This is a genomic window from Mycobacterium haemophilum DSM 44634, assembly GCF_000340435.2.
Taxonomy (GTDB): domain Bacteria; phylum Actinomycetota; class Actinomycetes; order Mycobacteriales; family Mycobacteriaceae; genus Mycobacterium; species Mycobacterium haemophilum.
In genome coordinates this window covers 3335238-3348145 of the sequence record NZ_CP011883.2, presented here as the reverse complement: position 1 = coordinate 3348145, position 12908 = coordinate 3335238, and the positions used below count along the sequence as shown (strand labels likewise).

Here is a 12908-nt window from a genome sequence, read left to right as displayed (position 1 = left end):
ACAGCTTCGGTGTCAGAGTTGCTCCGCATTGGCCAGTTCGTTACCGTCTTGTTATCGAATGGTGGGCCTGTGGGCCCATTTTGTAATTTTTGAGCCGAAAAGGTCGATGAAAAGGTCGATGAATTGGTTGCTGAGGTCGGGATAGGCGAGTGTTGAACGTACTCACAAAGCTTCACCAGACCCCGTCGCCGATGCTGCGGCTCGTCGTTGGGGGGCTGCTTTTGGTCCTCGCGTTCGCCGGCGGTTACGCGGTCGCCACCTCCAAGACGGTGACATTGACCGTCGACGGAACCGCGATGCGGGTGACGACCATGAAGTCGCGGGTGATTGACATCGTCCAGGAGAACGGGTTCGCCGTCGGTGAGCGTGATGACCTGTATCCCGCCGCTGATGTCGCGGTTCATGACGCCGACAACATTGTGTTGCGGCGCAGCCGGCCACTAGAGATTTCACTGGACGGCAAGGACGTCCAGCAGGTGTGGACGACGGCATCCACCGTGGACGAGGCGCTGGCCCAACTTGCGATGACCGACACGGCTCCGGTCGCGGCGTCTCGCGGCAGCCGTGTTCCGCTGACGGGGATGGCGCTGCCCGTCGTCAGCGCCAAAACGGTCCAGATCAACGACGGCGGCGCGGTGCGCACGGTGCATCTGCCGGCGCCGGATGTCGGTGGGCTGCTGGCCGCCGCCGGTATGCCGCTGCTAGCGAGCGATCAGGTCGCGCCGAGCGCGACGTCGCCGATCGTGGAGGGTATGCAGATCCAGGTGACCCGTAACCGCATCGAAAGGGTCATCGAGCGGATTCCGCTGCCCCCGAACTCCCGTCGTATCGAGGACCCGGAGATGAACGTCAGCCGCGTGGTCGTCGAGGACCCGGGCACCCCCGGCACCCAGGATGTGACGTTCGCGGTGGCCACAGTCAACGGTGTCGAGACCGGCCGGCTGCCGGTCGCCAACGTTGTGGTGGAGCCGGCCCGCGAAGCGGTGATGCGGGTGGGCACCAAGCCCGGTACTGAGGTGCCCCCGGTGAGCGACGGGTCCATCTGGGACGCTATTGCGGGCTGCGAGGCCGGTGGCAACTGGGCGATCAACACCGGTAACGGGTATTACGGCGGTGTGCAGTTCGACCAGAGCACCTGGGCAGCCAACGGCGGGCTGCGATATGCGCCCCGTGCCGACCTTGCCACCCGGGAAGAGCAGATCGCGGTTGCCGAGGTGACGCGGGCACGCCAAGGATGGGGTGCGTGGCCAGTATGCAGCGGGAGAGCGGGTGCGCGCTGACCATCCGGCTGCTCGGGCGTACCGAGATCAGGCGGCTGGCCAAGGAACTCGAATTTCGGCCACGGAAATCTCTCGGCCAAAATTTCGTGCACGACGCCAACACGGTGCGACGTGTGGTTGCGACCTCTGGAGTGAACCGGTCTGACGTCGTTTTGGAGGTTGGTCCTGGCCTGGGATCGCTCACGCTGGCATTGCTGGACCGCGGCGCTGCCGTCAGCGCCATCGAAATCGACCCAGTGTTGGCGGGTCGGTTGCCGCAGACGGTTGCCGAGCATTCAAACAGTGATGATCGCAAGCGCGGCGGAGCCGGGCGCAGTGGGTCGTCACTCATCGAGCCCAGTGATGATCGCAAGCGCGGCGGAGCCGGGCGCAGTGGGTCGTCACTCATCCAGCCCAGTGAGATCCACCGGCTCACGGTGTGCAACCGCGACGTTTTATCTCTTCGCCGTGGTGATCTGGCTACAGACCCGACGGCCTTAGTTGCCAACCTGCCGTACAACGTTGCGGTTCCGGCGTTATTGCATCTGCTCGCCGAGTTCCCGTCCATCCGGACCGTGACGGTGATGGTGCAGGCCGAGGTCGCCGAACGGCTTGCCGCCGAGCCGGGTGGCAAGGATTACGGCGTGCCCAGCGTCAAGCTGCGCTTCTTCGGCCGGGTCCAGCGCTGCGGCATGGTGTCGCCGACTGTTTTCTGGCCGATTCCCCGCGTCTTTTCCGGTTTGGTACGCGTCGATCGCTATGAGACCTCGCCGTGGCCGACCGATGAAGCCTTCCGTCGGCAGGTATTCGAACTGGTGGACATCGCATTCGCTCAGCGGCGCAAGACAGCTCGCAACGCGTTTGTGGAGTGGGCGGGTTCGGGCAACGAGTCAGCGAATCGATTGCTTGCCGCTAGCATCGATCCTGCCCGTCGCGGTGAGACGCTGTCCATCGACGACTTCGTGCGACTGCTGCAACGTTCCGATGATCGGGACGACAGTAGCCAGGACGCGGCGGTGCGGCCCGCTTCAGGGCAAGCTTCGGCGAGCTGACGGGCGGGTTGGTTGCCCGCAGCGATAGTCTGCTGCGGTGTCCGCGTCTGATGGCAACACCGCTACACAGTGGGTGCCCACCGGGTCGGTCACCGTTCAGGTGCCCGGAAAGGTCAATCTTTACCTCGCTGTCGGTGATCGCCGCGACGATGGCTACCACGAGCTGACGACGGTTTTCCATGCCGTGTCGCTGGTCGACGAGGTGACGGTGCGCAACGCCGACGTGCTGTCGCTCGAGCTCGTCGGCGAGGGTGCCGACCACGTGCCCACTGACGAACGCAACATCGCCTGGCAGGCGGCCGAGCTCATGGCCGAGCACGTTGGCCGAGCGCCGGACGTTTCGATCTTGATCGACAAGTCCATTCCGGTGGCCGGTGGGATGGCGGGCGGCAGCGCCGATGCGGCCGCGGTGTTGGTTGCGATGAACTCATTGTGGGAACTCGGCGTGCCCCGTCGCGACTTGCGCATGCTCGCGGCGAAGCTAGGTAGCGACGTGCCGTTCGCGCTACATGGTGGTACCGCGCTGGGGACCGGTCGCGGCGAGGAGCTAGCCACCGTGTTGTCCCGCGACACGTTCCACTGGGTGCTGGCGTTCGCCGACAGCGGTCTGCACACGCCGGCGGTGTACGCCGAGCTGGACCGGCTCAGGGACGTCGGAAAGCCACCACGGCTGGCCGAACCCGGGCCGGTGTTGGCCGCCCTGGCCGCCGGCGATCCCGAGCAGTTGGCGCCGCTGCTGGGCAACGAATTGCAAGCGGCCGCGGTCAGCTTGGACCCGGCGCTGCGGCGTGCGCTACGCGCCGGTGTGGACGCGGGTGCGCTCGCGGGCATCGTGTCTGGCTCGGGTCCGACCTGCGCGTTCCTGTGTGCCTCGGCGACCTCGGCGATCGATGTTGGCGCGCAGTTGTCAGGGGCGGGTGTGTGCCGCACTGTTCGGGTCGCTACCGGGCCGGTACCCGGTGCCCGCGTGGTACCCGCGCCGATGACCGAGGTCTGAACGATGTGTGAAATCTAACTCAAACCCAGTCAGCGTTTGGCAGTTACTTAAGAGGAGTTTAAGATACTCGGCGGTGACGAGTATCGATACGCAAGAGTACGTAGCGTTGCTGCCCGCCGGGTACGCCGGCGGGCAGTTAACGAATCGCCGGACCGTCGGCTCATCGCTGATTCGAGACCTAACCGCTCCCCAACTGTGCACGCGTGCCTGCTACACAGCGACGTCCGGCAGGTGGAACATGAGATTCCAGGCCCTTGGGGGAAACACCGGAACTGAGGAGGGTTTGTGAGCAGGTTTACCGAAAAGATGTTCCGCAACGCCCGCGAGTCCTCCAAGGGCATGGTGACGGGTGAGCCACACAACCCGGTTCGCCACACCTGGGGCGAGGTGCATGAGCGCGCTCGTCGGATAGCCGGTGGGTTGGCAGGTGTCGGCGTAGGCCACGGCGACGCAGTCGGTGTGCTGGCAGGCGCGCCGGTCGAGATTGCTCCGACCGCACAAGGGTTATGGATGCGCGGCGCCAGTCTGACCATGCTGCATCAGCCCACCCCGCGGACCGACCTAGCGGTATGGGCGGAAGACACCACGACCGTCATCGACATGATCGAGGCCAAGGCGGTCATCGTCTCCGATCCGTTCATGCCTGCCATGCCGGTGCTCGAGGAGCGCGGCATCAAAGTGGTCACCGTCGAGCAGCTGCTGGCAGCCGATCCGGTCGACCCGATCGAGACTGACGAGGACGATCTGGCGTTAATGCAGCTGACGTCTGGATCCACTGGGTCGCCGAAAGCCGTTCAGATCACCCATCGCAACGTGCATTCCAATGCCGAGGCGATGTTCATCGGCGCCCAGTACGACGTCGAGAAAGACGTGATGGTCAGCTGGCTGCCGTGTTTTCACGACATGGGGATGATCGGGTTTTTGACGGTACCGATGTACTTCGGTGCCGAGCTGGTCAAAGTCACCCCGATGGACTTCCTGCGCGACACTCTGCTGTGGGCCAAATTGATCGACAAGTACAAGGGGACAATGACGGCCGCCCCTAACTTCGCCTACGCCTTGTTCGCCAAGCGGCTGCGCAAGCAGGCGAAACCCGGACAATTCGACCTGTCGACGCTGCGTTTCGCGCTGTCGGGTGCCGAGCCCGTGGACCCGGCCGACGTTGAGGACCTGTGCGATGCCGGCGCCCCGTTTGGGCTCAAGCCGGAGGCGATTCTGCCCGCCTACGGCATGGCCGAGACCACGCTGGCGGTGTCGTTCTCCGAATGCAACGCGGGCTTAGTGGTGGACGAGGTGGATGCCGACCTACTTGCCGCGCTGCGCCGTGCAGTGCCGGCTACCAAGGGCAATACCCGTCGGCTGGCCTCACTGGGGCCGCTGTTGCACGGCATCGAGGCCCGCATCGTCGACGAAGACGGCAACGTGCTGCCGTCTCGGGGTGTCGGCGTGATCGAGCTGCGTGGTGAGTCGCTGACACCGGGTTATCTCACGATGGGCGGGTTCATGCCGGCGCAGGACCAACACGGGTGGTATGACACCGGCGATCTCGGCTACCGGATGGAAAACGGTCACGTCGTGGTGTGCGGTCGGGTCAAGGACGTCATCATCATGGCCGGCCGCAATGTCTACCCGACCGACATCGAGCGGGCGGCGGGCCGGGTCGACGGTGTTCGCCCGGGTTGCGCGGTGGCCGTGCGACTCGACGCCGGACATTCGCGTGAGACCTTCGCTGTGGCTGTCGAGTCGAACGCCTTCGAGGACACCGCCGAGGTGCGCCGCATCGAGCATCAGGTGGCGCACGAGGTGCTCAAAGAGGTGGACGTGCGGCCGCGCAACGTGGTGGTTCTCGGCCCGGGCACCATTCCGAAGACGCCGTCGGGCAAGCTGCGGCGGGCCAATTCCGTCACCCTCGTCACGTAAATTCTTTGCAGCGAGCGACCGCAAACTGCCATGGTTTGCGGCGTGTCGTTGTACGGACACGCGCGCTGGCGACGCGAAGCGCAGCTGAGGCCGGCGGCTACCAGGCGTGGACGCGGTTCTGCGCGGGCTCTAGACCCAGTTCGACCAACAACTCGGTGGCGTCGGCAGCCTGCTCGCAGATGGTAGGCACCTGCACGCGCTCGGCGGCGGTGAAGTTCTCCAACACGAACGACGCCGGGTCTTTGCGGCCCGGCGGGCGACCAATCCCAATACGCACCCGCTGAAAGTCTTTGGTACCCAACGCGGTCGCCACCGAGCGCAGCCCGTTGTGGCCACCCTCGCCGCCGCCAAGCTTGAGCCGGATGCGGCCGAAGTCGAGGTCGAGATCGTCGTGGACGACGATGATATCCGCGGGCGCTACCGAGTAGAACTTCGCCAGCGGCGCCACCTGCCGGCCAGACTCGTTCATGTAGCTGCGCGGCTTGGCCACCAACACCGAGCACCCGGCCAGCCGGCCGCTGACGACGTCAGCGCCGGAACGCTTATGCGCCTTGAATTTTGAGCCCAGTCGCGCAGCGAGCAGGTCGGCAACCATAAACCCGACGTTGTGCCGGGTGCGGGCATAGTTGTCTCCGGGGTTGCCCAGGCCGACCACCAAAAGCGGTTCGGCCACCTCGCGAACCGCCTACTCGGACTCGGTTGCGGCGGCCTCGACTTCGCCGGCTGCTGCTCCTACTTCTGGGGCTTCGCCGGCCTCGCCTGCGCCCTCGGCCTCGAGCTGCGCGGCGGTCGGCGCATTCACCACATTGACCACCAGCATCTCCGGGTCCGAAACAAGGGTGACGCCCGTCGGCAGCGGTATCTGCCCGGCGGTGAACTGGGTACCCGCTTCGGCGCCCTGGATGGACACCGTCAACTGCTCAGGAATCGACAGCGCCTCGGCTTCGATCTCGATGGTGTTGGCCTCCTGGGTGACCAGGGTGTCGGGTCCAGCGTTGCCCTCGACCTCCACGGAGACTTCGACGACGACCTTTTCTCCGCGACGCACGACCAGCAGATCGGCGTGCATGATGGTGTGGCGGATCGGGTGGACGTCGATTGCCTTGGTCAACGCCAGCTGTTCTTTGCCGGCGATGTCGAGGGTGAGCACCGCGTTGGTGCCGGCGTGTCGGAGTACGGCGGCGAAGTCATGTGCCGGCAACTCCAGGTGCTGCGGCTCCTCGCCGTGGCCGTAGAGGACGGCGGGAACTTTGCCGTCGCGTCGGGCTCTGCGGGACGCGCCTTTGCCGGTGCTAGTACGCACTGAGACGCTCAGCTGGTTGACCGCTGACTTAGCCATGATGTCGCTCCTGTGTGCTCTGTGCCTTGAGGTTCGCCGGGCACGGCCAGGGTCGCGACGTCTATGTCGGTCTCCGTCGATAACGGTGCTCTGGAAGTCTGGGTAAACCACCATCCACCCTCGCCGTGACGCCCGGACAGGTTAGCGCATAGGCACCTCAGAGGGGAAATTTGGTGCCAGTGAGCTGCTCGGACAGCTTCCAGAGCGCGGTGGCGGTAGCTGTTCGCCGAGCCGCCCGACTGCGGCCCACCGGCTGGGTGCGGCCGACAAAGCCGAACTTCGGGCCGACGAACGTGTTGCCCGGCACATCTTGTGACACGGCGTACAACGTTTGCCGGGCGCCGAAATCGGCGTCGGTGGACACGATGGTGCCGACCCGCATCAGCGCGTCGGCGAACTTGTGGCCGGAGTGTCCTTGCAAGTTGGTGTGCGAGTAGCCCGGATGGGCCGCCAGTGCTCGCAGCGGCGAACCGACCGCCGTCAGACGCTGCTGCAGCTCGCTGGTGAACAGCAGGTTGGCGAGCTTCGACTGGCTATAGGCCGGCCACGCCGAGTACCGGCGGGACCTCCAGTTCAGGTCGTCGAGGTTGATGCTGCCCATCCTGTGCATCAGCGAGGAGACCGTCACCACCCGATCGGTGAGCTTGGGCAGCAGCAAGTTGGTGAGCGCGAAATGACCGAGGTGGTTGGTGCCAATCTGGCTCTCAAAGCCGTCGGCGGTCACCGCGTACGGGGTGGCCATGATGCCGGCGTTATTGATCAGGATGTCGACCTGGTCTACCCCGTCGGCGAACTGACGCACCGACGAAAGATCCTGCAGGTCAAGTTGACGAACCTCGACTTGACCGGTTTCGTAGCCGGTCATCTGCTGCGCGGCGGCTTCGCCTTTTTGGATGTTGCGGACGGCCAGGATGATCCGGGCGCCGTTCCGCGCCAGCTCGCGGGCCGTCACCGCGCCCAGCCCACTGTTGGCACCGGTAACGATGGCGGTTCGCCCCGCGAACGACGGCAGATCGGCGGCGGTCCAGTCAGGCATGTCTGATTACCTTAATGACGTCGAACGGGCCCGATCCCGGGTGGTGGTGACTGGTTCAGCCGTTGTGAGAGTCCAGCTAGTTTTCTGGGCAGACGTGGCACGGTGGCGCGCCCAGTGCTGCGGCATGCAGGTTCGGGACGCTAAGCGGCTCAAAGGAATTGGATAAGGAAAACACGCGGCTAAAGAAGCTAATCGACCGAGCGGCACCAGAGATCGTTTGCTTGCGCCTAGACCACGAACCGGGGCGCAGGCGACGACGGATCTGTGGCGGGATTCGACGACGCCGACATTTTCCAGGTATTGCGAAAGCGGAACGGGTTTCCCCGTCGTGGTTGTGGTCGGTGTTGTCGTGCTCGTTGTCCAGATCGATTGGTAGTCAGGCGCCTTCGGTGCGCAGGCGGCCGCCGATAGTTTCACAGAATCTGGTGGACCGCGTCGCTCGGCCGAGCCAGCCGGGTGCCCTTGGGTGTGACGACAAACAGCAGGTCGATGAGGATGTGTTGTTCGACCATGGCGTCCAGCCGAGTTCGATTGCGCCCGATCAGATTGGTGAGCCGATGTGCGTCGCGATGCTTCCGGCACGCAGTGCGGATGTAATTAGCATCTTGTGCCGCAATGGGTTATACGGCACGGGATCGTGTTGACTGGGCGACCCGTGCTAGTCACGGCTGATCTTGAATCAAGAAGATTTCAATATCGCGACAGACAAGCAACGATTCTCGGTTTCACGGTGCCGGTAACGCTACGGTTTGCGTGTCATTTACCAGAAGGAGGCCGATGGGCCAGGGTCAGTCCACCGCAATGGCACGCCGCGCCTTCCTGGCAAACGTCGTGCGGGTCGGCGGCGCCGGACTTCTCGCGCCACTAGTTGGCCCGGGAATCATGACTGCCCGCGCGTGTCCCCCGTTTGACCCGCAGTTCGCTCTCGACGTTCCGCTTCCACTGAGCTTCGCCGCCTACGCGATAGAGAATTCGTTGCATGTGAAGCTCCCGCCGGGATACGACTGGACCGCCAAGGTTGTAGTTAACGTTGACGATGCCGCCGTGCTACGCGCCCAGAATCCCAAGCTGGCAAAGATAGCAAAGGTAGCGATCGACCAACGTGTATTCGGGCTGATGGGCCGCAACATATCCACTCGGACTGCGTTCTTGGCATTCCGCGGCACCGTTGACTACGACGACGTGATAACGGATCTCGGCATGATGCCCACCCCTTACCATCCAGTCGATGGGTTCGGATGGGTGCACTCTGGCTTTCTGTTTATGTACGGTTTGCTTCGACGTAGCATCGTCGAGTACTTGCCCGTCGCGTGCACGGGTTGCGACAAGCTCCTGATCACCGGCCACAGCCTCGGCGCAGCGCTCGCTGTACTGGCTGCGCCCGACGTCATGAAAAATGTTGTGCCGAACCTCGTACCTAGTCTCATCACGTTCGCAGGGCCGGCAGCCGGACTTTGGGACTTCGCAACGGCATTCAACGGCGCCATCGATAACTGCTACCGAGTGGTGAACGCGTACGATCTGGTTCCCTACATGCCACCTCCGCCGTACGAACATGTGGGCGTTCCGGTCGCAGTCGACAGCGGGGGATCAGTCGATCCGTTTTGGCGTCACAGCCTTTACGCCTATCAGGTCGGGCTGGAGAGAATGATTAAGTCACCCAGACGGTGACGGACGGGACATTACTTGGGGGCGACGACAAATCCGCGGATGATCGCCTCGATGTCGTTTGACTGTGCGACCGCCTCGTTGGCCAAGCTAGTAATGGTGAGCTGAACGAGGTATTGCTGCTTGGCGGGCGGGGGGCCGGTGGGGACCACGATCCGGTTCCAGGCATGTAGTCGCCTGCCCTCGAGGTCATAGCTGCCTTGGATCATTGCCGACGGAAAACCGTTGTAGGTTGCCGTCGAGGCGTCCAGCTGCCTGAAGTTCTCGAAGAGTTGGGCATCGTCGTTCCCGTGCTTGATGACTTGGGCCGGGTCGAAGTCTCCGCGCAACTTGAACACCACGAGCCTGGCCGTCGGATATTTGCCACCTTTGGCGATGATCAGCGTCTCCGGCGTGATGTTCGGATTGCTATACGCCGACCAGCCCGGTGGCGTCGGTATCGACACGGTAAGACCCGGCAGGGAGTTCGGCGCCACCTGCTGCCCGGTGACGCCGATACTTTCCAGATACTGCGGCAAAGGGACCGGCTTGTCGGTCGTGGTCGTGGTGGTGGCCGTCGAACTTTTCGACAGGATCGATTGGTAGTCAGGGGCTTTCGGCCCACAGGCGACCAGTGAAACTTGGGCCATCGTCAGCGCAGCCGTCGCAACTATGGCCGCCGATAGTTTCACAGAATCTCGTGGACCGCGTCGATCGGCCGAGCCAGCCGGGTGCCCTTTGCGGTGACGACAAAGGGTCGTTCGATGAGGATGGGGTGCTGTGCCATGGCGTCTAGTAGCTGCTCATCGGTCGCGGTGGCGAGATTAAGTTCGGCATAAAGCGGTTCGCGCTTGCGAACCGCGGTGCGGACGTCGATGCCGGCGTCGTGGACCATTCTTACCAGCTGGTCCCGGGACGGTGGCGTCTTCAGATACTCCACGATGCTAGGATCAAAACCGTTGTCCCGCAACAAGTCTAACGTTCTGCGTGAAGTGCTGCACTTGGGATTGTGATAGATAACGGCGTCGTGGGGGCCGGCGGCCATCTATGCGTCCCCGTCGAATAGCCCTGTGACTGAGCCGTTTTCGAAAACCGCGCGGATGGTGCTGGCTAGCAGCGGCGCGATGGACAAAACCGTGAGCTGGGAGAAACGCTTCTCCTCGCCGATCGGCAGCGTGTTGGTGACGATCACTTCCCGGGCCCCGCACTGGGCCAGCCGCTGCGCAGCTGGGTGCGACAGCACGCCGTGGGTAGCCGCGATGATCACGTCACTGGCGCCGTCGTTACGCAGCAGCTGCACAGCGCCGGCAATGGTGCCGCCGGTGTCGATCATGTCGTCGATCAGCACACAGGTGCGCCCCTGCACTTCGCCGACGACCCGGTTGGACACCACCTGGTTGGGCACGCGCGGGTCGCGGGTCTTGTGAATGAAGGCCAGCGGCACGCCGCCCAAAGCGTCGGCCCACTTCTCGGCGATCCGCACCCGGCCGGAGTCGGGGGAGACCACCACCATGTTGCCGTCCGAGTAGTTGTCCTTGATGTAGCCGGTCAGCAGGTTTTGCCCGCGCATGTGGTCGACGGGCCCGTCAAAGAAACCCTGAATCTGGTCGGTGTGTAGATCGACGGTCACGATCCGGTCGGCGCCCGCCGTCTTAAGCAGGTCAGCAACCAGTCGCGCCGAGATCGGTTCGCGGCCGCGGTGCTTCTTGTCCTGTCGAGCGTAGGGGTAGAACGGCATGACGGCGGTGATCCGCTTGGCGCTGCCCCGCTTGAGCGCGTCGATCATGATCAGCTGTTCCATCAGCCAGCTGTTCACCGGTGCCGGGCAGGATTGCAGGACGAACGCGTCGCAGCCGCGCACTGATTCGTGGAAGCGCACGAAGATCTCGCCGTTGGCGAACTCCCGCGCGTCCTGCGCGGTGACGTGAACGTCGAGTTCTTTGGCTACCTGCTCGGCCAGTTCCGGGTGTGCGCGGCCGGAAAACAGCATCAGGTTTTTTCGATTATCGGTCCAGTCGTGGCTCAACGTGCCGCCCTCGCCGTATCGGGGTTGAGATAGGGAATGGGGAAGGCCTCATCGTACGCAAGCGTTTGGTCCGGAGGTGTGGTCGGGTTGCCAGAAAACGAATTCACGGTAGCTGGCCGGGTTCGGATTTCTGCTGGGATTGTTTGCCGGCACGTGCCGAGGCCTCCTCTGCGGCCGCAGCCGCGGCACTGCCGGGCCGCTTGCTCTGCACCCAGTTTTCGATGTTGCGTTGCGGGCCCGCGGAAACCGCCAGTGCTCCAGGCGGGACGTCGTCGCGTACCACCGTGCCGGCGCCGGTGTACGCGCCGTCGCCCACGGTCACCGGCGCGACGAACATGGTGTCCGACCCAGTGCGGACGTGCGACCCGATCGTGGTGCGCTGTTTGGTCGTGCCGTCGTAGTTGACGAACACGCTGGACGCGCCGATGTTGCTGTGCTCGCCGATATCGGCGTCGCCGACGTAGGTCAAATGCGGCACCTTGGTGCCGGTCCCGATGGTGGAGTTCTTGGTCTCGACGAACGCGCCTAGCTTGCCTTCGGCGCCCAGCACGGTCCCGGGCCGCAGGTAGGTAAACGGACCGACCATGGCGCCCGCACCGATCGTCGACGATGTGCCGTGCGTGCGGACCACCGCCGCTCGCTGACCGACCGAGACGTCGGTCAGCGTGGTATCCGGGCCGATAACGCAGCACCCGCCGATCTGAGTACGGCCGAGCAGCTGAGTGCCGGGGTGGATCACGGTGTCGCGGCCGATTGTCACGTCGATATCGATCCAGGTGGTAGCAGGGTCGACGATCGTGACGCCGGCCATCTGGTGAGCGGCCACAATGCGGCGGTTGAGCTCGGCGCTCAGCTCGGCCAGCTGAACGCGGTTGTTGACGCCAGCCACCAGCGCGTTGTCGTCGACGTGGCGGGCATGCACCGTTTGGCCGTCCCGGCGCAGGATGGAGATCACGTCGGTGAGGTAGAGCTCCTGTTGGGCGTTGTCGGAGCTCAGCCTGGTCAACGCCGACCGCAACGCCGCGATATCAAAGGCATACACGCCGGCGTTGACCTCGCGGATCTCACGTTGTGACGGCGACGCGTCGGCGTCTTCGACGATCGCCATCACTTCGTTGTCCTGGGTGCGCAGGATCCGGCCGTAGCCAAGGGGATCGCTAAACGTTGTGGTTAGTACCGTCACCGCGGCGGATGTGGCGTTGTGGGTCGTGATCAGGTCGGCCAGGGTGTCGGCGTCTAGCAGGGGTGTATCGCCTGAGGTGACGACGACAATGCCGGCGTAGTCATCGGGTAGTGCGGACAAGCCGCAGTGCACGGCGTGTCCGGTACCGCGAGGTCGATCCTGCAGTGCGACGTCAATCGTGCGTCCGAGGGCGTCGGCCAGTTCGGCGACCAGCGGCGCAATGCGCTGGTGCTCGTGGCCCAGTACCACGACCAGATGCTGGGGTGCCAGCTTGCTGATTGCGTGCAGCGAATGCGACAACATGCTGCGACCGGCAATGGTGTGCAGCACTTTCGGGGTATCTGACCGCATCCGGCTGCCGGGCCCGGCCGCTAAGACCAGGACCGCGGTATCACCCATTTGCTCTCCTCTCGCGAGTGCGCGTGTCGGTACATCGACACGCCGTCAAG

Annotated in this window: 12 protein-coding genes and 1 pseudogene; 5 read left to right on the top strand and 8 right to left on the bottom strand. The window is 64.1% G+C overall.

Annotation, left to right across the window (positions count from 1 at the left end):
• Positions 1 to 152 precede the first annotated feature (152 nt).
• The 4 genes from B586_RS15615 to B586_RS15600 all read left to right on the top strand — a co-directional run bounded on the left by B586_RS15615 (position 153) and on the right by B586_RS15600 (position 5228).
• Positions 153 to 1280 (top strand): resuscitation-promoting factor, encoded by a 1128-nt coding sequence (locus B586_RS15615; RefSeq protein ID WP_197079855.1) that lies wholly within the window; start codon positions 153 to 155, stop codon positions 1278 to 1280.
• Positions 1253 to 2311 carry a 16S rRNA (adenine(1518)-N(6)/adenine(1519)-N(6))-dimethyltransferase RsmA gene (gene rsmA / locus B586_RS22190; RefSeq protein WP_236971417.1) on the top strand — a complete coding sequence of 353 codons (1059 nt, stop codon included), beginning with the start codon at positions 1253 to 1255 and terminating at the stop codon, positions 2309 to 2311. The genes B586_RS15615 and rsmA overlap by 28 nt, the downstream gene beginning before the upstream one ends.
• Before the next feature lie 37 nt (positions 2312 to 2348).
• A complete protein-coding gene (locus tag B586_RS15605) occupies positions 2349 to 3308 on the top strand; it encodes a 4-(cytidine 5'-diphospho)-2-C-methyl-D-erythritol kinase (protein WP_054879476.1) in 960 nt (319 codons plus the stop codon).
• Between the two features lie 285 nt (positions 3309 to 3593).
• Positions 3594 to 5228: a fatty acyl-AMP ligase gene (locus tag B586_RS15600; protein WP_054879477.1), complete on the top strand. Its 1635-nt coding sequence runs from the start codon at positions 3594 to 3596 to the stop codon at positions 5226 to 5228.
• A gap of 97 nt (positions 5229 to 5325) precedes the next feature.
• Here B586_RS15600 and pth read toward each other — a convergent pair whose 3' ends face one another.
• The 4 genes and pseudogenes from pth to B586_RS22930 form a co-directional block, all read right to left on the bottom strand.
• Entirely contained in the window at positions 5326 to 5901 is a 576-nt protein-coding gene (gene pth / locus B586_RS15595) for an aminoacyl-tRNA hydrolase (protein ID WP_054879478.1), read from the bottom strand.
• A gap of 12 nt (positions 5902 to 5913) precedes the next feature.
• Complete coding sequence (locus B586_RS15590; RefSeq protein WP_054879479.1) at positions 5914 to 6567, bottom strand: 50S ribosomal protein L25/general stress protein Ctc; 654 nt, start codon at positions 6565 to 6567, stop codon at positions 5914 to 5916.
• A gap of 157 nt (positions 6568 to 6724) precedes the next feature.
• Positions 6725 to 7603: an oxidoreductase gene (locus B586_RS15585; protein ID WP_047314372.1), complete on the bottom strand. Its 879-nt coding sequence runs from the start codon at positions 7601 to 7603 to the stop codon at positions 6725 to 6727.
• A 279-nt stretch (positions 7604 to 7882) separates the two neighbouring features.
• A pseudogene (locus B586_RS22930) lies at positions 7883 to 8020 on the bottom strand (LpqN/LpqT family lipoprotein); the annotation flags it as partial.
• Positions 8021 to 8380: 360 nt separating this feature from the next.
• On the opposite strand from B586_RS22930, the gene B586_RS15575 reads away from it, so the two are divergent.
• Complete coding sequence (locus B586_RS15575) at positions 8381 to 9274, top strand: lipase family protein (protein ID WP_236971301.1); 894 nt, start codon at positions 8381 to 8383, stop codon at positions 9272 to 9274.
• Positions 9275 to 9285: 11 nt separating this feature from the next.
• Here B586_RS15575 and B586_RS15570 read toward each other — a convergent pair whose 3' ends face one another.
• From B586_RS15570 to glmU, 4 genes are all read right to left on the bottom strand, one after another.
• Positions 9286 to 9900: an LpqN/LpqT family lipoprotein gene (locus B586_RS15570; RefSeq protein ID WP_054880879.1), complete on the bottom strand. Its 615-nt coding sequence runs from the start codon at positions 9898 to 9900 to the stop codon at positions 9286 to 9288.
• Between the two features lie 38 nt (positions 9901 to 9938).
• Complete coding sequence (gene arsC, locus B586_RS15565; RefSeq protein ID WP_047314373.1) at positions 9939 to 10295, bottom strand: arsenate reductase (glutaredoxin); 357 nt, start codon at positions 10293 to 10295, stop codon at positions 9939 to 9941.
• A complete protein-coding gene (locus B586_RS15560; protein WP_054879480.1) occupies positions 10296 to 11276 on the bottom strand; it encodes a ribose-phosphate diphosphokinase in 981 nt (326 codons plus the stop codon).
• Between the two features lie 103 nt (positions 11277 to 11379).
• Positions 11380 to 12858, bottom strand: a complete 1479-nt coding sequence (gene glmU / locus B586_RS15555; protein ID WP_047314375.1) for a bifunctional UDP-N-acetylglucosamine diphosphorylase/glucosamine-1-phosphate N-acetyltransferase GlmU — start codon at positions 12856 to 12858, stop codon at positions 11380 to 11382.
• Positions 12859 to 12908: the final 50 nt, after the last annotated feature.

Excerpts from the sequence above, each read along its gene's own strand:
- rsmA (WP_236971417.1), top strand. The coding sequence starts at position 1,253 with ATGCAGCGGGAGAGCGGGTGCGCGCTGACCATCCGGCTGCTCGGGCGT.
- B586_RS15590 (WP_054879479.1), bottom strand. The coding sequence starts at position 6,567 with ATGGCTAAGTCAGCGGTCAACCAGCTGAGCGTCTCAGTGCGTACTAGC.
- B586_RS15585 (WP_047314372.1), bottom strand. The coding sequence starts at position 7,603 with ATGCCTGACTGGACCGCCGCCGATCTGCCGTCGTTCGCGGGGCGAACC.
- B586_RS15575 (WP_236971301.1), top strand. The coding sequence starts at position 8,381 with ATGGGCCAGGGTCAGTCCACCGCAATGGCACGCCGCGCCTTCCTGGCA.
- B586_RS15570 (WP_054880879.1), bottom strand. The coding sequence starts at position 9,900 with ATGGCCCAAGTTTCACTGGTCGCCTGTGGGCCGAAAGCCCCTGACTAC.
- arsC (WP_047314373.1), bottom strand. The coding sequence starts at position 10,295 with ATGGCCGCCGGCCCCCACGACGCCGTTATCTATCACAATCCCAAGTGC.
- glmU (WP_047314375.1), bottom strand. The coding sequence starts at position 12,858 with ATGGGTGATACCGCGGTCCTGGTCTTAGCGGCCGGGCCCGGCAGCCGG.